The sequence below is a fragment of the Gilvimarinus sp. 2_MG-2023 genome (genome assembly GCF_030547685.1).
Taxonomy (GTDB): domain Bacteria; phylum Pseudomonadota; class Gammaproteobacteria; order Pseudomonadales; family Cellvibrionaceae; genus Gilvimarinus.
The window spans coordinates 105,978-125,656 of the sequence record NZ_JAUOQM010000018.1 but is presented as its reverse complement, the minus strand read 5'-3'; the positions used below and the strand labels follow the sequence as shown (position 1 = coordinate 125,656).

The window sequence follows — 19,679 nt, the reverse complement described above, 5'->3', positions numbered from 1 at the left end:
CAAGGCCTTTTGACTCTAGTCAGCGCTTAGCTGTCTACTTTTTCCAGCAGCGACTGAGCGTCTTGCTTTTGCTCATCGGTACCTTCTTCAACAACCTCAGACAAGATATCTTTGGCGCCTTCCATATCACCCATATCAATATAGGCGCGCGCCAGATCTAGCTTGGTAGCCGCTTCATCGGCATCGGCCAAAAAGTCGAGATCTTCGTCGTCATCGGATGTGTCAGATACTGACTCTGGGGAGGGCAGATCATCAACATCGAGCCCAACATCCAGATCACCTAAAGCTTCGTCGAATGCATCGTCTTCATCCACAGACAGATCCATCTCGTCACTTTCGACACCGGCAAAGGTTTCATCGGCAGCGGGTTCGGCCACTGGCGCATCCGGTTGTGTCGGAGTATCGAGATCGGCCATTTCACGATCCAATGCTTCTAGGTCGACATCACCCATGGCCTGGTCGAGATCAAAGTCATCGGCATCATCATCGGCCAAATCCAAAGTAGGCACAGCTTCTTCGTCAGCGTCGGCCTTAACTGCATCGGCGGCAGGCGTCTCATCCAGACTCAGATCAAAGTCTTCATCCAGCAACGGTGCTTCTGATTCAGCCGCTGGGGTATCGTCACCTTCCAGCTCCAGATCGCCCAGATCAAGATCACCCAAGCTGTCTAGCTCGGATGGCTCGGCGGCCGTGGTGTCATCTTCCAAATCAAAGCTAAGGTCGTCGAGTTCGGTAGAATCATCCGAAGTCGCTAACTCTTCGCTGTCATCGAGATCGAGCGTGAAGACATCATCGGACGCGTCATCAGTATCAGCCGGAACATCCTGTTCGATGTCGAGCGTATCTAAATCCAACAGTGGCTCTTCGTCTGCCAGAGCGGTTGGCTTATCTTCCGCACTTTCGGTTAAAGGCGCTGCGCTGTCGGTCTCGTCATCCTCAAGCTCAAAGTCGAGCAACTCGGCATCGGAATCTAGTTCGGTTTCTTCAGCGTCGAAAGACAAGTCGTAACTTGTAGCTGAACCATCAAGATCCACTTCATCGGTAGCGGCTTTTTCAGGGCTGCTCTGTTCGGTGTCATCCAATTCGAAGTCGAAATCGTCCAAGCTTAGTTCGTCTTCCTCGGTACCCAACTCAAGCAGCTCTTCGCTGCTGCTGTCATTTTCGGCACTTTGTTCAAGATCATCGAGTTCAAATGCACCATCGAGATCCAACTCGCTGTCCAATTCAGCATCCAACTCTAGGGCATTGTCTGCCTCGGGCTGTGTGTCGGCTACAGGGCTCGTCTCTTCATTCTGTTCCAGATCTAAACCGAGGTCGTCCAACTCCATTGCCGCGCCCATATCATCGGCGTCATCCATTGGGCCAAATTGTGCGCGCAAATCGTTGGCTTTTTCTGTGGTCGCAGCATCGGCCTGCGGTATCAGTGCGCTGTAACGCTCGTTAAAAGCGGAGCGATTGTCGCTTTCAGCGTACACTTCCAACAGTTTCAGCTGAATAGCTTGTGAGCCAGGCTCTTTTTCCAAACCATTTAACAGCATTTCTTCGGCTTGATCGTACTTGGCGTAAGCGATGTAAATATCCGCTTCACCCACTACATCGCCGGTTTCCGCTTCTGTTGGGGTGGTATCGACTTCTTCAGCGAAAGCTTCTTCAAAGCTTTCATCTGCATCATCAACCGGCTGATCTTCTTCCGGCTCGTCGTCTTCGGTATTAAATACTGAGTCGTCAAATTCGGAGGTGAATTCTTCTTCGGAATCTGCTGTACCGCTGCGCTTGCGCAAAATAACAAAGACAGCAACGATTAAACCAATGATCGCGAGGCCAATCCAAAGGATATTAGCCATCAGCTTATCCATTAAGCTCGGCTCTGGCGGACGACGAACCACTTTACTGGCCTTGGCTTTTTCCTCTACCGCAGTGACTTCCGTCTCTGCTTCGGGTTCGTCAACGGCCGATTCACTGGTCACGGATGACGCGGCCTGTTCGGTGGCTGCTACCACAGTACCTGTTGTTTCAGTGTCGATTTCAGTCTGTGCGGCTTCGGCATCGTTGGCCGCCTGTTGTTGCTCGGCGCTACCAGTTTGTAAAGCACTCAACTGCTCGTTACTCACCTCAAGCAGGCGTTCCATGGTTTCAATCTGCTCTTCCAGATCGGTTACCCGTGAACGCAACTCATTGTTTTCACTCATGCTGCGTTCTAATTCTTCTTCGGTAGCGGCCAGTTCGCCGGCAATTTCGCCCGCGTCGCCATTACCATAACCACCACCTTGAGCGGTGCCGCCCGCGCCGGTTGTACCCGGTGCAGCCAGCTTAACTTGGCCGCGCCTAGAAGAGTCAGATCGATCAATCGAGGAGCCGCGACCGGATGCATCCAGCTGGGCACCCATTGCGTTACCGGACCAATCCCGGTTTTGTTGCGCCACTTGAGTGATAGCCTGGCGATTCGACATCCGATTAATTTCTTGCGAGGATGGAATGCGCAGCACTTGGCCTTTACGCAACAAGTTAATGTTGCCGCGAATAAAGGCCTCGGGGTTGGCGCGTTGAATCGCCAACATAGTTTGCTGGATAGACTCGCGCCCAGGTCTTACATCGCGAGCAATCTCCCACAGGGTGTCATTTGCTTTAACGGGCCCGTACACGTCACTTGCATTAGAGCGATTTGCCGATACGGCGCCGGGCTCTGTCGCAGTCCGTACCGGCTCACTCTTTACAGGGGTGCTGGTGTCGCGCAATGGTGTGGCTGTTGCTTCAACGGGGCGTGCGGCCTCATCGGCAAAAACGGGCAAATCCAGTAACACGGTGTATTCGCGCAACAGGCGACCACTGGTCCAGCGCACTTCCACCACAATGCTTATAAATGGCTCTCGCACAGGGTCTTTACTGGTCACCGCAATAAACGGCCCGCCGGATTGGTCGGTAATGACATTGAAGCGAAGCTGGGTATAGAAGAACTCTCGTTCAATACCCAAGCGTCGGAAATCTTTTTCATCCGCCAGTCGTGCAATAATTTGGTCGGAGTCCAGCTCACCAATATCAATTAAATTGATGTGGGCATCGAGCGGCTCATTCAGGGATGAATTGAGCTTGATATCGCCTAGACCCAGTGCCATCACTGAACGCGACACCAGTAGCGACAAGACCCCAAGCAGTATTAACAGCTTACGAAGTTGCATAGCACTTTCCTTTTATATTATCCCCAGCCTTCCGACGACCCAGCCCTACGACGTCCTGTCAGCCACTTAATTTTTACGCGGCCAGCCAATGTTGATTCGGTAAGAGGCCCCAAAACCTCGAATAATTCTTCAGTATCGGCTGTAAGTATTCATTATAAATAGCTTTTTATCAACACTTACCCAGCTTAGACGGCTTTTTTAGGCAGGCTTTTTCAATGAAAAAATAACCAAACGCGGTAAAAATGGTAAAAATTGCGCCCTCGGTCACACCCCACCCATAAAAAACCCCAGCAAGCAGGGCTTGCCGGGGTTTCGGTGGGAGCTTAAAGAATTACGATTCGCGCAACACTTTCAGCATACGGCGCAGAGGCTCAGCCGCACCCCACAAGAGCTGATCACCCACGGTAAAGGCGTTGAGGTATTCACCCCCCATGCTCAATTTACGCAAGCGCCCCACCGGTACCGTCAAAGTGCCGGTAACGGCCGTTGGCGTCAGGTCGCGCAAAGTGGACTCTTTATCGTTAGGAACCACTTTGGCCCATTCGTTGTGCTCGGCCAACATCTGTTCGATATCAGTCAATGGCACGTCTTTTTTCAGTTTCAGGGTCAATGCCTGAGCGTGACAGCGCATGGCGCCAATACGCACACAGGTACCGTCCAGTGGAATTGGGTTGCCTGTGTTGCCCAAAATCTTGTTGGTTTCGGCCTGAGCTTTCCACTCTTCACGACTCTGGCCGTTGTCGAGCTGACTGTCGATAAAAGGCAGCACGCTACCGGCCAAGGGCGCGCCAAAATTGTCTACCGGGAAGTCGCCAGAGCGCATAGTCTCGGCCACTTTGCGGTCGATATCCAAAATAGCAGAGGCCGGGTCGGCCAGTTCGGGGGCCACTGCATCGCGAATGGTACCCATTTGCTCGATCAGCTCACGCATGTTGCGTGCACCGGCGCCAGAGGCAGCCTGGTAGGTCATGGAGGTTCCCCACTCCACCAGATCGTTGGCGAATAAGCCACCCAGCCCCATTAGCATCAAGCTAACGGTACAGTTACCACCGACGTAATTTTTTACGCCGCGTGACAAACCGTCTTTAATAACGTTGAGGTTTACCGGGTCCAGCACAATGATGGCGTCGTCAGCCATGCGCAGGCTGGAGGCCGCGTCAATCCAGTAGCCTTGCCAGCCGCCATTGCGTAAATCAGAGAATACCGCTTTGGTATAGTCGCCACCCTGACAAGAGATAATGGCGTCCATTTGGTTTAAGTCGTCAATCGCGTAGGCGTCTTTGAGGGGCGGTAAGCCTTCGGCCACTTTTGGTGCCGGACCACCCACGTTAGATGTGGTGAAAAATACGGGTTCTAAACCCTCAAAATCGTTTTCCGCAACCATGCGTTCCATGAGTACGGAGCCGACCATGCCGCGCCAACCTACAAAACCTACTTTCATGTTTAACTCTCTGGTTTAAATGAATTAAAGCCGACCTCAGCGCCTTGTGGGCAAGCGAGATCAGCCTTTAATTTTGCCGTAAATAGCCCTTAACTGCAAACAATTGGTCTGACCAATTATTTATGGCAAGGCTTTTAGTACGGCATCCCCCATCGCTTGGGTGCCGACTTTTTCGGTGCCGTCGGTGACAATATCTGCAGTGCGCAAGCCTTGATCCAACACCTTACCAACGGCCGCATCAATGGCATCGGCGGCCTCAGTTTCCGCCAGCGAGTAACGCAACATCATGGAGGCTGACAAAATCGTTGCCAGAGGATTGGCAATCCCCTGGCCGGCGATATCTGGCGCACTGCCATGACAAGGCTCATACATACCTTGGCCCTGCTCGTTCAAAGACGCTGAGGGCAACATGCCAATGGAGCCTGTGAGCATGGCAGCGGCATCGGACAAAATGTCACCAAACATATTGCCGGTCACCAATACATCGAACTGTTTGGGCGCGCGCACCAGTTGCATGGCGGCGTTATCGACGTACATGTGCGACAGCTCGACATCGGGGTACTCCGGCGCCAGGCGATCCATGACTTCACGCCACAAGATGGTGGCTTCCAGCACATTGGCCTTATCCACCGAGCAGACTTTTTTATCGCGCTTGCGCGCCATTTCAAAGGCGGTGCGACCTATGCGCTCGATCTCACTCTCGGAGTATTTGTAAGTGTTAAAGCCTTCGCGCTCGCCATTTTCTAGGGTGCGAATGCCGCGCGGCTCGCCAAAGTAAATACCACCGGTCAGCTCGCGCACAATCAAAATATCCAAACCCGAAACAACCTCGGGCTTTAAGCTAGACGCTTCCACCAATTGCGGGTACAGCAGTGCCGGGCGCAAGTTGGCGTACAAGCCCAGCTGCGAACGAATTTTTAGCAGGCCGCGCTCAGGGCGAATGGCGCGATCAATGGTGTCCCACTTTGGGCCACCGACGGCACCCAACAAAATGGCATCGCAACCGCGTGCGCGCTCAACAGCGGCATCGGTTAAAGGCTCACCGTGGGCATCAATCGAAGCGCCACCGATTAGCTCTTCGACAAACTCCAAACCCAAATTGAACTTCGTATTAACAGATTCAAGTACACGACACGCTTGCTCGACAATTTCCGGACCAATACCGTCGCCCGGTAAAATCATTACTTTCTTAGACACACTCACTCCTAATTAGGTTAAAGGCGAGATCGCGGATTGACTACTCCACCGACGCGCCATAAATTTCAAATATTTTAGTGTCTTGCGCCACCGGCGAAAACAATTCCCACTCAATGCCATTGACATCCGTTTCACAAGAAAAGCCTGTAGCGGCATCACTTTCAAATCCGAGGTGACGCAACTGGCCGGCCTGCTCGGGGAGCTGATTGATTGAAAAGTTTAACGACGCTGTACGCCACATGGCGTACTTACCGCCCACCACCACATTAGGCTTACCACCTAAGCGCATGGAATAATCGACAATAGATTCAGTTAAATCCTTTACCGCCAAAGCAATATGAAAACGATCCACAACACGCTCCTTTGTGTTTTATAGATTTTTACTCGTACTAATTTTTCACCGCATCAAACAACCACGGCGCTGTTTGACGACGCTCTGCCTCGTAAGCCTTAATGGCATCGGCCTGCTCAAGGGTTAAGCCAATATCATCCAAACCATTAATCAGGCAGTGCTTGCGAAACTCATCAACCTCAAAGGTAAACACATCGCCCCCTGGGGTAACCACTTGCTGGTTAGCCAGGTCCACCGTTAATTGGTAGCCGGGTGTGGCGTACATTTGCTGGAATAAAGTTTCCACGTCCTCTTCGCTCAACACTAGCGGTAAAAGGCCGTTTTTAAAACAGTTGTTATAAAAAATATCGGCAAAGCTCGGGGCGATAACACAGCGAAAACCGTAATCGTCCAGCGCCCAGGGCGCGTGCTCGCGCGACGAACCACAGCCGAAATTTTTGCGCGTTAACAGAACACTGGCACCTTGATAGCGCTCTTGGTTAAGCGGAAACTCTGTATTCAATGGGCGGCCAGTGCACTCTTGATCTGGCTTGCCTTCATCCAAATAACGCAACTCATCAAACAGGTTTTTGCCAAAGCCGGTACGCTTAATAGACTTCAAAAACTGCTTGGGAATAATCATATCGGTATCGACATTGGCGCGATCCATAGGCGCAGCAATACCGGTGATTTTGGTAAAACTTTTCATTTTCTTTCCCCTTAAGCCTGGGCGACAAATTCGCGTACATCGACAAAGTGACCGGCAATACCTGCAGCGGCTGCCATCGCTGGGCTTACCAAGTGCGTGCGCCCGCCATAACCCTGGCGCCCCTCAAAGTTGCGGTTAGAGGTTGAGGCACAGTGCTCACCGGCGCCTAATTTATCGGCATTCATGGCCAAACACATGGAGCAACCCGGCTCGCGCCACTCAAAACCCGCGGCAATAAAAATCTTATCCAGACCTTCGGCTTCGGCTTGCGCCTTGACCAAACCGGAGCCTGGCACCACCATCGCCTGTTTAACGCTGGCGGCTTTTTGACGCCCCTTAACAACCTCGGCGGCGGCCCGCATGTCTTCTATGCGCGAATTCGTGCACGAGCCGATAAACACCTGATCGAGCTTAATATCTTTAATCGCCTGCCCGGCCGTTAACCCCATATACTCCAAGGCGCGCTCCATACCCTCGCGCTTAACGGGGTCGGCCTCGTTGGCCGGTGTTGGCACCACATCATCCACCCCCACTACCATTTCGGGCGAGGTACCCCAGCTAACCTGCGGTAAAATATCCGCGCCGTTAAGCGTGACCACTTCATCAAAGTGCGCACCTTCATCGGATTTTAAATCGCGCCAAGCCGCCTCGGCCTGAGCCCACTGCGCTTCGGTCGGCGCGTAGATACGCCCCTTCACGTAATCGAGAGTGATGTCATCCACCGCGACCATGCCGGCGCGGGCTCCCGCTTCAATGGCCATATTACAGACGGTCATGCGGCCTTCCATACTCATTGCACGAAATACATCACCGGCAAACTCAATGGCGTAGCCTGTGCCGCCGGCGGTGCCGATTTTGCCGATAATGGCCAAAACAACGTCTTTGGATGTAACGCCTGGGCCTAACTCACCGTTGACTTCCACCAGCATGTTTTGCATTTTTTTCGCCACCAAACACTGAGTGGCCAATACGTGCTCCACTTCACTGGTGCCAATACCGTGTGCCAAGGCACCCAATGCACCGTTGGTCGCGGTGTGTGAGTCGCCGCAAACGATGGTCATACCGGGCAAGCAAGCGCCGGATTCAGGCCCTACTACGTGCACAATGCCCTGGCGACGATCGTTGATTTTGTATTCGACAATGCCGAACTCATCGCAGTTATCATCGAGGGTTTTAACCTGAATTTGCGACACTGGATCTTCAATACCGCTAACGCCTGAAGCGCGCTCTTTGGCGGTGGTGGGCACGTTGTGATCTGGCGTTGCCAGAACCGAATCCACCCGCCAGGGCTTGCGGCCAGCCAGGCGCAAACCCTCAAATGCCTGCGGCGAAGTCACCTCGTGCACAATATGGCGGTCGATATAAATCAACGCGGAGCCATCGGCGCGCTGCTGCACCAAATGGGTATCCCAAAGTTTGTCGTAAAGGGTTCTTGCGGCCATTGCTCAATCTCCAACTTTCACGGTAGCGGCGCTTAGCGCCTGTCATTGTCGTCACTTTTACAGTGTTGAGGCTATGGTAAAGCTCACCCAACAATAAAACAAATTTATATTTTTTATGTTTTGCATTCCTTTTAGGAATAGATAAAATGCCCGTATGGACACTCAACATATCACTACTTTTATGGCGGTCGCCGAACTGGGCTCTTTTTCTCTGGCGGCAGAAAGGCTGCATTTGACTCAGCCTGCGGTCAGTAAACGCATTGCCCTGCTAGAGCAAAGCCTGAGGGCTAAATTGTTCGACCGAATTGGCAAACAGTTGTCGCTAACCCACGCCGGCAATACGCTGCTACCGCGAGCGGAACACATCCTTGAGCTGGTAAGCGAAGCCGAGCACGCCATTGACCGGTTAAACAACCGCATCGCCGGTAAGCTCAGCATTGCTACCAGCCACCATATTGGCCTGCACCACTTGCCACCGGTGCTGCAACGTTTTTCGAGCCAATACCCTGATGTGAATCTGGATTTGCATTTTCTCGATTCGGAAAAAGCACTGGAGGCGGTCGAGCAAGGCTTGTTTGATTTGGGTGTGATTACCCTGCCCGATACCGCCCCCGCCGGCATTGAGCAAATTCCGGTGTGGCACGACGAGCTGCACTTTGTCGCCAGCCCCTCTCACCCTTTGGCTGGACGCCATATTAATTTGTCTGACCTCGCCCAACACAAAGCCATTTTGCCCGACAGCAATACTTACACCACGGCATTGGTCGGCTCGATGTTTGCCGACCAGTCGCTCACCCTCAATGTCGATATGGTGACCAATCATTTGGACACGATTAAAATGATGGTCGCTATTGGCTTGGGCTGGGGAGTGTTGCCCACCTCAATGCTGGATGCCAGCTTATGCTCTTTAACACTGGGCAGTCCGGCGCTGTCGCGACGACTCGGTGTTATTTATCACCGCAATCGCCATCAGAGTAACCCCGCACAGAAATTTATCGAAAGTTTACAGGCAGGCGGTGTTGACGATCACTCGGCAATGCTATGATTCCCGCCCATAACACCGCCACCTTGATCACTCAAACAGGTGGCGACAGCCTCACAACGAAAAGGTAAACACCATGCAGTGGTTAAAAATCGGCGCCGTGGCCTCCGCCCTTGTATTTTCACCTTACACCCTGGCCGATTTTATCGGCGCCAAAGGTGAAGCCGGTGTATGGCGCACCGATTACAGTGGCGATATGGGCAGTGCCAGCGCCGACGATTTAGGTTTTAACCAAGAAGACGGTCAGTACGCTCGCCTATACGTCGAGCATCCCGTGCCGCTGATTCCCAATGCCCGAGTCAGTTACGCCGACATTAGCAGCCGCAAAAGCTGGGAACTGGCCGGCGCTGAAGCCGGAGTGGCGACTATCAACTTAACCCATGTTGACGTCACCGCCTATTACGAATTGCTCGACAACTGGGTGCATCTGGATGCCGGTTTATCGCTGCGCCACTACGATGGTGAAATATCGGTCGCAGCAGGAAATCTGGGTAACCTGCTGGGCTTAGACAGTGGTTGGGGGGAGCTGGTCAATCACTCGATGACTCTCGACGATGCGCTTCCTATGGGTTATGTATTGGCCGCGGCGGAGCTTCCATTCACCGGTTGGTCGGCCGGAGTGGAAATCAACTACACGGAATTTAACGACTACACCATTAGCGATAATACCTTCAAAGTGCGATATCTGTTTGATGCTGTCGTGGATTTAGGGTTCGAGGCAGGCTATCGCCAGCTCAACTTTACGCTCGATAAAGGCTTCGGAGTGGATCTAAATCTATCCGGACCTTTTGCCGGATTCGCGTTTCATTTTTAACGGGGATCACCCATAGCGCACACCTCAATCTGAGAGATGCGCTATGGGCCAACGGCATTCAAATCGCGCACCAGCCAAGTGATGAGCATCAACAATGTGTACCTGGCCGTTATGCCAGCCCATAATGCGCCGCACTATCGCCAAGCCCAAACCAAACCCTTTACAGTCTTTACCCGGCTGCTGCTTTAACCGGACAAACGAATCAAATATTTTGTCGCGGTCGGCAGGATCTACCCCCTTGCCGTCATCTTCTACCGCCACAACATACTCTTCACCTTCACGATACAGCTCCACCCGAACATTTTGCTGGGCGTAGCGCCGAGCATTGCCCAATAAGTTCTGTAAAATTCGCTCAAACAAATGCCATTCACAGTACAGCTCACTGTCACCCAGCGAATCGATAACGTGAAAGTGAATCTGCGGATTTTGTTCGTGCAAACGCCGCACCTGTTGCTCAACCAGGGCCGCCATGGCGCCAGCCGCACCTGGACGCTGCACCAATGACTGGGTTTGCGATTCGAACCCAGCGTAGCTCAACAATTGGTTAATAAGATCGTCCATATCGGCCACGTCTTGGCGCACACTCGCCAACTGCCGCTGACAGGATTCGTCATTAGGCGCAGACTCGGCCAGCTCAAGAGCAAACTTCATTCGTGCCAAAGGCGTGCGCAATTCGTGCGATACGGCGTAGGTCATTTCCCGGTAGCTGGCCAACAACTCATCGATGCGCTGCTGCATTCGGTTAAACTCGCAGGCCAATAAATACACCGGCGAGCCGGGGTTAAGGGAAATGCCCTGAGAGTCGTTGCGACCAAACCGGCGCGCCTGTGCCTCCAGTGATTTTAAATCGCGCACTAAAGGCCAGACCCATAAATAAATCACCACGGCGAGAAAGAGATAAAAGGCCACTAATAGCAAACGCTGCCAAGCTTGAGATTCTTCGGCCAGTTTGATTCGCACAATAAAGGGAAGGTCAGCCAGCTTGACGTATAACTCCCGACCATCGTCGGTATTGAGTGCCAATGGCTCGCCCGTGGCGAGCTCTTCGGCCAAGCCGGTGCTGGCCAAATCGGCCAAACCATAAACATGCCCGGAGATACCCAGTTTGTTTAATTCATCGGCAAGATACTCTTGGCGCTGATGCGCTGGCAATAACTGCGCGTGCGAGGCCAACAGTTGAAAAAAGGCGTTGTCGGTGGTGCCCAGAACACTCTCATTGGTCAGGGTTTGCTGCAGGCGATCCAAGCCCCAGCCGGCGAGCAAAATCGCCACCACAACCAATAAATAAAGGGTAAAGAATGCTCGCTTTAGCACTGTGCCCACCGCCTACCAGGCATCCGGCACCAACATATAGCCACGCCCCCACACCGTTTTAATTCGGGCTGGGTTTTCGCTGTTGTCACCAAGTTTTTTCCGCAAGTGAGACACGCGCACATCCACGGTTCGATCCAAACCGTCATAGGCGCGATTGCAAATGGTAGTAAACAAGTACTCGCGGCTAAGTACTTTGCCGGCCTGGCGTGCCAGTGTCAGTAGTAAATCAAACTCGTGGCTGGACAACGCCACCGGCGTATTATCAAGGGTAACCTCGCGCGCTTGAGAGCGAATCGACAAGCAGCCCATCACAATGTCTTCTTGCTCGGCCGGCACCTGTTGGCTGCGGCGTAACAGGGCATGAATACGAGCCAAAAGCACACGGGGCTCGGCCGGCTTTATTACATAATCGTCGGCGCCAACGTCAAAGCCGAGCACCTGATCGGCGTCGGTGTCGCGGGCAGTTAACATCAAAATAGGCCCGGAAAAACCCGCGCCGCGCACCTCACGACAAATGCTAATACCGTCTTTTCCGGGCAAGTTAAGGTCGAGTATCAGAATGTCGGGCTGCATACTCTGCACCTGCCTCGGAACGCGTAAACCAAAAGCTTCAACCGCCACGGTTAAGCCATTGGCCTCTAGGTAGTCTTTCACCAGCGAGGCCAGTCGCTCGTCATCTTCTGCCAGTAAAACAACACTCATTAGAAAAAGCTCCAGGGGTTGCGGCGCCGGCGCCGATAGCGCTGGGCATCAGCCACCACTTCAAAGGCGTGACTGGCCAGCACTTGGCGGTCAGCCACTTTAATTAACTGAAAGTTTATATCGTCTTCGGTATGCAATTGCGAGGAATAAGCCCCGTGGCGGCTTTTTTCCCAACAGTCGAGCGGCTCGGCTTGCCCCTGGGCGAACAAGCATACCGAGTATTGGCGAGCCGCCTGCCAGTGCACCTCAACGTTGTTCCGACAATGGGTTTGGCCGCGCTCTAAAATACACAAACTGGGCCTAACTGTTAACTGCACTTGCGTATTGGTCTGGCCATCCTGTGCCGAGCAGACGCCGCTGATGGCAAGCGCCAAACTCAAGCCAAATCCCTGCTTAAAAATGGTAGACCCCTCCCACAAATACCGTGGTCGAGGTGCTGTCTTGCACCAAGGGACTTCGATGAATAGATCGCCCTAGCCATTTCTGATGCAAAGTCATTTGCAGCGTCCAGTTCGGCGTGACGGGTCTCAACCAATCGGCTCTTAAGTAGGGAGTCACTGCATCGCCGGCCCGATAATACAGCTGTGATGCATCGCCCACATCGCGTTCGCCTAAGCCGTAGTAATAATCCACCACCCGATCCGACTGCCAGACAAAACCACCGGCCAATGCTATTTGATTGCGCCCTAGGCGCCAACGACGATCAAGGCCGAAGCGCAGCTCTTGCCCATCGTGAACGTGGGTAAAGTCTTGCAATGCCTGCACGCTTATTTGAGTCGCACCGAGCGAGTAGCTGTATTCCAGCCCCGCCAAACCCGCCATCTTGCGATCAGCGATCTGTTCAACAAAGATGGTTTGCGGTTCGCCTCGGGGGCTCGTTAATTCGGGTTTATGAAAAAACTCATTGGGGCCATCGATATCGTATGTATTGGGCGTTCGGGTTTCATCCACCGGTGGCGCTAAAGTTAAGTCTTCGGCGGCGTCGCCATCCAGAGCACTGGTGAGTCCTAAACCGCCTAGGTTAAAACCACCACCGGTGCCTTCAATCACAAAGTTGCCCAAGCTAATATCGCTAAAATACATACTGTCCAACCCCACTGTCGCAACAAGGTTAAACATAGAGTGCGTATCTTCGTGCAGGGTAAAACCAATGGAGGTGGTATCGAAAAAGAAACGCTCACCGTAGTAACTGACACTGGGCAGAAGTACAAGGGGGATGTTGTCCCCACCGATCAGCGGGTTGGTACGTACCCCTAACCCAACACCGACCGACACCTGCCAGCTACCCACTGCTACGCAATCGGCCTGTTCCGAGTTGCATGACGGCTCGGTGGAAGTATCAGCCTGGGCACTAAGCGCCAGCAAAGCCAAAAGCAGAAAAGAAAACCAAGTGCGCACGATTGAATAAGCCCTATTGTTAGCCAGTATCCCTACTATAAAAACTTCACCGCCCCTAAATCCACTTTTACCCGCCCCAGATTTGTAACACTTTGTTACTTCAAGGCAAAACTGCACAAGAAAACAACCGCGATTTTAGCCACTGGATGCAAAATCGACGTGTATACCGACTAGCTTATTGATTATAGGTGTAGAGTAAAGTCATCGGAATCCAGATCGGCGGGAAAGCGTTGGCGGTAGGCAGCCAGTGCCTCGGCAGACAAGGTATAGGTATGACAACCGATCTGATCGCCCGCATCCAGCAGGCACTCACCGTCGGGGCCAAACACGACACTACCCCCAGCGTAGGGCTGATCATAGGCATCAACCCCCACCCGATTAACCCCAATCACATAAGATAAGTTTTCAATCGCACGGGCTTGTAACAACGCCCGCCAGTGCTCGTGCCGGGCCTCGGGCCAGTTAGCCACATAGATAATGGCATCGTAGTCGTTGCGCGAACGGCTAAATACAGGGAATCTCAGGTCGTAGCATACCTGCAACAGAATACGCCAACCGGCCACGGTCTCTATGACTCGTTCGGTACCGGCCTGATAGCGTTTGTGCTCATCGGCCATACGAAACAGATGGCGCTTATCGTAGTGACTGAGGCTTCCCTCGGGGCAAGCCCACAGCATACGGTTTACAAACGCTTGCTCTGGCGTTTGCATCACGATGGAGCCCGTCACGACGGCGCGACGCAGGGCGGCCTGCTCAAGAAACCACTGACAGGTTGCCGCGCCGTGCACATCGGCCGACAAACGCGCTTTGGGATGGAAGCCCGTGGTGAATACCTCGGGCAATACAATAAGGTCTGCCGCCCCCGAGGACGGCATAAGGTCTGCAAAACGCTGCCGATTCAGCGCCGGCTCATTACCGGCAAGGGTGTTTTGCAGTAAAGCGACCGTTAAATCCTGCATATTCCCCCTAGTGACCTTTGGGAATCACCGGCACTGAGTGCTCAACACCGCCATTTTGCCCGCGCTGGCGCAGGGTGTGGTCGAGCAAGGTAATGGCCAGCATCGCCTCGGCGATGGGCGTGGCGCGAATCCCCACACAAGGGTCGTGCCGACCTTTGGTAACAACCTCGACCTCGTTGCCGTGTACATCGACACTGCGCCCCGGAGTACGCAAGCTCGAGGTCGGCTTAAGGGCCAAGTGAGCCACAATATCCTGCCCGGTGGAAATACCACCCAAAATACCACCGGCGTTATTGGAGGCGAAGCCCTCGGGGAGAATTTCATCGCGATGCTCAGTGCCCTTTTGCGCCACGCTGTCAAAGCCTGCACCAATCTCTACCCCTTTAACCGCATTAATACTCATAAGAGCGTGGGCAATCTCGGCATCCAAGCGATCGAAAATAGGCTCACCCAAGCCCGGGGCGACGTTTTCGGCCACCACGGTAATCTTGGCGCCAACCGAGTCCCCCTCTTTGCTCAACGCTTGCATATACTCTTCCATTTCTGGCACTTTGCTGGCGTCGGGGCAAAAGAATGGGTTTTCGGCAACTTGATCCCAATCAACCGTCTCGGCCTTAATAGGGCCTAGTTGCGACAGGTAACCGCGCACCTGTACGCCAAAGAAGTCTTTCAGGTATTTTTTCGCAATGGCGCCAGCGGCAACGCGCATGGCTGTCTCGCGGGCTGATGAGCGACCGCCACCGCGATAATCGCGCACACCGTATTTATGCATATAGGTGTAATCGGCGTGAGCCGGGCGAAACTGATCTTTGATATTGGAGTAATCTTTGGAGCGCTGATCGGTGTTTTCAATCACCAAGCCAATGGGCGTGCCGGTGGTTTTACCTTCAAAAACGCCGGATAAAATTTTCACCTGATCGGCTTCGCGGCGCTGGGTGGTGTAGCGCGACTGGCCCGGTCGGCGGCGATCCAAATCTTCTTGTAAGTCGGCTTCGGTCAGCGCCAGTCCCGGTGGGCAACCATCGACTATGCAGCCGAGGGCCAAACCGTGGCTCTCGCCGAAAGAGGTTACCGTGAAAAGCTTGCCAAAACTGTTGCCGGACATAAAAATGACGCCTTAATACTGAATCTTTAAAAGGGCTGCGATTATACGCACTCTTGAGCAAATGCTCACCCTGTCAATTGCTCGCGGGTCAAAACAAACACACCGTGACCGCCGCGCTCGAACTCTACCCAGGTAAAGGGCAGCTCGGGGAAGGCCGCCACCAAGGCCCCAGCGCTGTTGCCCACCTCAACCACCAGCAGGCCGCCGTCGTTTAAATAATCGGGGGCTTCGCGCAGCAGGCGACGAGTGAAATCGAGCCCATCGCCGCCCGAGCCGAGACCAATCTCGGGCTCAGCGTGATACTCGGCCGGCATACCGGCCAGGTCTTCAGCGTCAACATAAGGAGGGTTGGCGACAATCAAGTCGAAGCACTGCTCATGTAAATCGGCAAATAAATCCGACTGGTAGAGCGCCACCCGGTGGCCTAAATCGTAGCGGTCGACATTGCGCTCAGCCACAGCCAAAGCGTCTTCGCTGATATCACTTAATACCACCTGGGCATCGGTAAAGGCCAACGCAGAAGCAATACCAATACAGCCACTGCCGGTGCACATATCCAAAATATAGTCGGGTTCGCGGCTTAGCCATGGCGCAAAGGATTGTTCAATCAGCTCTGCGATCGGTGAGCGCGGCACCAACACACGCGAGTCGACATAAAAATCCAGCCCGCAAAACAGCGCTCTACCGGTGATATACGCGGCGGGAATCCGCTCTTGAATACGCAATTCTATGGCGTCGAGTACCTGACGTTTTTCGGCGTAGGTTAGCCTAGAATCCAGAATATTCGGATTATCGAAGCCCGCCAGGTGTACCGCCCAGCTAACGATTTGCACGGCTTCATCCCAGGCATTGTCGGTACCGTGGCCAAAATACAGCTGAGCGGCATTAAACCGGCTGGCGCCATAGCGAATAAAATCGCGAATAGTGGCCAGCTCCGTCAAAATATCGGATTTGGTGTGGTTTTCCATGAAAGCTCCTTATCGATCGGCGCATTGTAGCGCTTATCGAGACCAAGAACAGGCAATTGCGCGCAAAAGCTTTACCTAGTGGTCGAGTTGGCGTAATGTTGCCGCCCCGTTACAAATGCTTGCAGGGCTTTTATACTTAGCACTCGGCAACCCTTTGAACGACTATGACCAACCGGTAGGACTCAGCCCCGAGCAGGACTCATTTCATGCAAGAGCACTTTGCCCACATCATCGAAGGCATCGGTGAAGATCTAAGCCGCCCCGGCCTGATCGATACCCCCAAGCGGGCTGCCAAAGCCTTTCAGTTTTTAACCAAAGGCTATCAACAGTCGCTGGAAGAGGTGGTCAATGGCGCCCTTTTCCCGTCGGACTCCAACGAAATGATTATGGTGCAGGACATAGAGCTTTACTCTATGTGCGAACACCACATGCTGCCCTTTATTGGTAAAGCGCATGTCGCTTATATACCGACCGGCCATGTGCTGGGCCTGTCCAAGGTAGCGCGCATTGTGGATATGTTTGCCCGGCGCCTGCAAATACAAGAACAACTGACCCTGCAAATTGCCGAATCAATCCAAGAGATTACCGGCGCTTCAGGGGTGGGTGTCATCATTGAAGCCAAACACATGTGCATGATGATGCGCGGGGTTGAAAAACAAAACTCAGCGATGAAAACCTCGGCCATGTTGGGCAGCTTTCGCAGCAACCAAGCGACCCGCACCGAGTTTTTATCGCTGCTGCGCTAATAGCGTGGACTTAGATCACCTTAGGGTGCACTTTCGGTAGGCAACAACACCACCTCGAGTCGCACCTGATCACTCCCCTTGCCCGCCGGGGCCAAACCACCGACGCCTTTCGCCAGCAGGCGATCTTTAGCTACACCCTGCGCCTGCAACGCCGTTTGCAGCAGCTGCGCCGCGTGCTGCGAGCGATTCAGTTGCTCGGCAAGTGGCAGACGCTCATGGTTATGCCCCACTAAGGCCACCACTAAGTGAGGCTCGCTGCCAAGTGCCTCGGCCAGAGCCTGCACATGATTAGGTGCCAGCTGGTAATCCTTCTGCCCAGACTCTGTGCGCAACCCGGCAAAAACCGTGAAGCCCTTTTGGGTTAATTGTCGCACCATGGTGGCAGGGTTCGCCGCCGCCTGATAACGGCTAGCCTGATCACTCGCCAGCAACTCAACGTGCAAATACACGCGTTTATTGCCCCGCAGCACACTGTAAACCGTGACATACATACCGGCGAATTCGCTGGAGGTTAACTCGAAGGCGCCGTAATACTGGTGCTGATCCAATCCATACAGTTGCAAGACTTCAAAATGGTTAATGGCCCAACTGTTGGAATCGCCGCACTCGCGAGCCCGACAGGTGTACAGCTCGCGTACCGAGAGATTTTGCAATTGTTCGACCACATAATGGTAGCCGCTCTCCGCGCTGTGATTTTCTGGTAGCTGGTAAGTTTTGCGATAAAGATCACCGCTTAACCGCTGTTCATCCACCCGCCACAGGCCGCCCACTTTTTTGTAATTCCCCAACGCAAGCACATAATCATTGGCGGGCTTATGAGATGCAAACACCTGCCGCGCCTCGGGGAAATCTTGCAGAGGCACAGGCCAGATTTCTTTAGCTTGAACATAGGTACCAAAACAAAGACACAGTAATCCGCCAAGGGTTATTAAGCGGTATCGAGTCGCTTTATGTGAAAAATTCATTAACCAATTTTGCAACGTCGTCCACCTGATCTTCCAAATGTAAATGATGCCCGCCCGGCAGTTCAAACAGCTCTAGATGAGAGTAACCCTGCACTGCCTCTTTGTAGCCCGGGTAAAGTTTGGGCATGCCTTCTTCGGCCAAAATCACTCGGGTGGGAGACTCAATTGCACGAATAAACCCATCGATTTGCCCCCTGGTGAATTTAAACGATGAAGGAGCCAATAATCGCTGATCGGTACTCCAGCGATAACCACCATCAACCGGCTGTACCCCTCGCTCGGTTAATGCTCTGGCAGCTCGATCACTTAGCGGAAACATGCCATTGATGCGCGCTTTCACCGCCGCCTCTAGGTCGGAAAAAAGTCTGAGTGGTTTATTCGCCAACTTACGCGACTCGATAATGGAGTTGCGCAGTTGGTGCGGCGCATCAACCGAGGCCACAGGCTCTGGGAAAATTCCTTCAATTAACGCTAGCCTATCAATTCGCTCTGGAAATGCGGCCGCCACTAAGCTGGACACAATGGCTCCGCGAGAGTGGCCCAGCAAGGAGAAGCTCGTCCATCCCAGCTGATCTACCACTGCCATCACCTCGGCCACATCTTCCCAGATATTATAAGGGGCACTGCCGGGGCGATGAGCCGTTTGGCCGTGCCCGGCCATATCCAGGGCAACCACTCTAACACCTTGCAGCCTAGGCGCTAAACGGCAAAAGCTGGCGCTATTATCCAGCCAACCGTGCAGCGCCAAAACAGGCGCTGCATCGGGCTCGCCCCAACACTGGGCGGCCACGTGCAAGCCATCGACCTCAAGGGTAAGGGCATCAGCATCTGACGACATAGAACCATCCTCTTTAAACTTTCTAGGAGTGTAGACGAGCGATGAGAAAGGCGAACACTAGCTGTTCAAACAAGGCTATGCGTGCACCAACCAATTGAGCTTACCAAAATCAGCGGCAACAATCTCTAAACTCACGCAGGCCAAGCTGGCGGTATGCATAGGTGTGGGCTCTAGCTGGGCACACAACCTCTGCAGGAGATCCCCCACCAGCGGCTGATGGCTGACTATTAAAAGAGATGGCAATTGTGACTGGTAAAGACTCTCTATTAAGCGCGGCACTGATGCTTCAGGCACCAAATCATTCACAATAGCATCGGGCTCTGAGGAGCGTCCCAGACAGTTCGCCGCAATAGCAGCCGTTTGTCCGGCCCTGATGTAAGGACTACACCAGATAGGAACATCCGTTAAACACTGTTGTTGTTTTTCTATTACCCTGCGCACATCGGCGGCGCCCGAGGGCACTAGAGTGCGGCTGGCATCATCGACACGGTAGGGCTCTGCCTGCCCGTGTCGAAGTACAAACAAACGCATA

At 53.3% G+C, this 19,679-nt stretch carries 19 protein-coding genes; 3 read left to right on the top strand and 16 right to left on the bottom strand.

All coding sequences use genetic code 11. The features are described from left to right. Positions 1-26: 26 nt before the first annotated feature. The 6 genes from Q4526_RS03430 to leuC all read right to left on the bottom strand — a co-directional run bounded on the left by Q4526_RS03430 (position 27) and on the right by leuC (position 8,296). A complete protein-coding gene (locus Q4526_RS03430) occupies positions 27-3,176 on the bottom strand; it encodes a FimV/HubP family polar landmark protein (RefSeq protein WP_215975496.1) in 3,150 nt (1,049 codons plus the stop codon). Between the two features lie 331 nt (positions 3,177-3,507). Next, the gene (gene asd / locus Q4526_RS03425; protein WP_215975495.1) at positions 3,508-4,617 is read right to left on the bottom strand and encodes an aspartate-semialdehyde dehydrogenase; all 1,110 of its coding nucleotides are present in this window, start codon (positions 4,615-4,617) and stop codon (positions 3,508-3,510) included. A gap of 120 nt (positions 4,618-4,737) precedes the next feature. Further along, on the bottom strand, positions 4,738-5,814 hold the full coding sequence (gene leuB / locus Q4526_RS03420; RefSeq protein ID WP_215975494.1) for a 3-isopropylmalate dehydrogenase: 1,077 nt from the start codon (positions 5,812-5,814) through the stop codon (positions 4,738-4,740). A gap of 40 nt (positions 5,815-5,854) precedes the next feature. Next, positions 5,855-6,166 (bottom strand): hypothetical protein, encoded by a 312-nt coding sequence (locus Q4526_RS03415; protein ID WP_215975493.1) that lies wholly within the window; start codon positions 6,164-6,166, stop codon positions 5,855-5,857. 37 nt (positions 6,167-6,203) lie between these two features. Then, positions 6,204-6,854, bottom strand: a complete 651-nt coding sequence (gene leuD / locus Q4526_RS03410) for a 3-isopropylmalate dehydratase small subunit (RefSeq protein ID WP_215975492.1) — start codon at positions 6,852-6,854, stop codon at positions 6,204-6,206. A gap of 11 nt (positions 6,855-6,865) precedes the next feature. Then, positions 6,866-8,296, bottom strand: a complete 1,431-nt coding sequence (leuC, locus tag Q4526_RS03405; RefSeq protein WP_215975491.1) for a 3-isopropylmalate dehydratase large subunit — start codon at positions 8,294-8,296, stop codon at positions 6,866-6,868. Between the two features lie 154 nt (positions 8,297-8,450). Between leuC and Q4526_RS03400 the strand changes: the two genes are divergently transcribed. Beyond that, on the top strand, positions 8,451-9,341 hold the full coding sequence (locus Q4526_RS03400; RefSeq protein ID WP_215975490.1) for a LysR family transcriptional regulator: 891 nt from the start codon (positions 8,451-8,453) through the stop codon (positions 9,339-9,341). A 73-nt stretch (positions 9,342-9,414) separates the two neighbouring features. Continuing rightward, positions 9,415-10,152, top strand: coding sequence for a TIGR04219 family outer membrane beta-barrel protein (locus Q4526_RS03395; RefSeq protein ID WP_215975489.1), 738 nt, complete (start codon positions 9,415-9,417; stop codon positions 10,150-10,152). 24 nt (positions 10,153-10,176) lie between these two features. On the opposite strand, the gene Q4526_RS03390 is transcribed toward Q4526_RS03395, so the two are convergent. The 7 genes from Q4526_RS03390 to prmB all read right to left on the bottom strand — a co-directional run bounded on the left by Q4526_RS03390 (position 10,177) and on the right by prmB (position 16,598). Continuing rightward, a complete protein-coding gene (locus tag Q4526_RS03390) occupies positions 10,177-11,466 on the bottom strand; it encodes an ATP-binding protein (RefSeq protein WP_215975488.1) in 1,290 nt (429 codons plus the stop codon). A 12-nt stretch (positions 11,467-11,478) separates the two neighbouring features. Continuing rightward, the gene (locus tag Q4526_RS03385; protein ID WP_215975487.1) at positions 11,479-12,168 is read right to left on the bottom strand and encodes a response regulator transcription factor; all 690 of its coding nucleotides are present in this window, start codon (positions 12,166-12,168) and stop codon (positions 11,479-11,481) included. Continuing rightward, a complete protein-coding gene (locus Q4526_RS03380) occupies positions 12,168-12,548 on the bottom strand; it encodes a DUF3019 domain-containing protein (protein ID WP_215975486.1) in 381 nt (126 codons plus the stop codon). The genes Q4526_RS03385 and Q4526_RS03380 overlap by 1 nt, the downstream gene beginning before the upstream one ends. A 13-nt stretch (positions 12,549-12,561) precedes the next feature. Then, complete coding sequence (locus Q4526_RS03375) at positions 12,562-13,566, bottom strand: MipA/OmpV family protein (protein WP_215975485.1); 1,005 nt, start codon at positions 13,564-13,566, stop codon at positions 12,562-12,564. Positions 13,567-13,748: 182 nt separating this feature from the next. After that, positions 13,749-14,525 carry an amidohydrolase gene (locus Q4526_RS03370; RefSeq protein ID WP_215975484.1) on the bottom strand — a complete coding sequence of 259 codons (777 nt, stop codon included), beginning with the start codon at positions 14,523-14,525 and terminating at the stop codon, positions 13,749-13,751. Between the two features lie 7 nt (positions 14,526-14,532). After that, a complete protein-coding gene (aroC, locus tag Q4526_RS03365) occupies positions 14,533-15,630 on the bottom strand; it encodes a chorismate synthase (protein ID WP_215975483.1) in 1,098 nt (365 codons plus the stop codon). Positions 15,631-15,695: 65 nt separating this feature from the next. Continuing rightward, positions 15,696-16,598, bottom strand: coding sequence for a 50S ribosomal protein L3 N(5)-glutamine methyltransferase (prmB, locus tag Q4526_RS03360; protein WP_215975482.1), 903 nt, complete (start codon positions 16,596-16,598; stop codon positions 15,696-15,698). A 206-nt stretch (positions 16,599-16,804) separates the two neighbouring features. On the opposite strand from prmB, the gene folE reads away from it, so the two are divergent. Continuing rightward, positions 16,805-17,344 (top strand): GTP cyclohydrolase I FolE, encoded by a 540-nt coding sequence (gene folE / locus Q4526_RS03355; RefSeq protein WP_215975481.1) that lies wholly within the window; start codon positions 16,805-16,807, stop codon positions 17,342-17,344. A gap of 20 nt (positions 17,345-17,364) precedes the next feature. On the opposite strand, the gene Q4526_RS03350 is transcribed toward folE, so the two are convergent. The 3 genes from Q4526_RS03350 to sixA form a co-directional block, all read right to left on the bottom strand. Continuing rightward, positions 17,365-18,309, bottom strand: a complete 945-nt coding sequence (locus Q4526_RS03350; RefSeq protein WP_215975480.1) for a DUF4892 domain-containing protein — start codon at positions 18,307-18,309, stop codon at positions 17,365-17,367. After that, on the bottom strand, positions 18,293-19,147 hold the full coding sequence (locus Q4526_RS03345; protein ID WP_215975479.1) for an alpha/beta fold hydrolase: 855 nt from the start codon (positions 19,145-19,147) through the stop codon (positions 18,293-18,295). Before Q4526_RS03345 ends, Q4526_RS03350 begins: the two co-directional genes overlap by 17 nt. Before the next feature lie 75 nt (positions 19,148-19,222). Continuing rightward, complete coding sequence (sixA, locus tag Q4526_RS03340) at positions 19,223-19,678, bottom strand: phosphohistidine phosphatase SixA (protein WP_215975478.1); 456 nt, start codon at positions 19,676-19,678, stop codon at positions 19,223-19,225. Position 19,679: the final 1 nt, after the last annotated feature.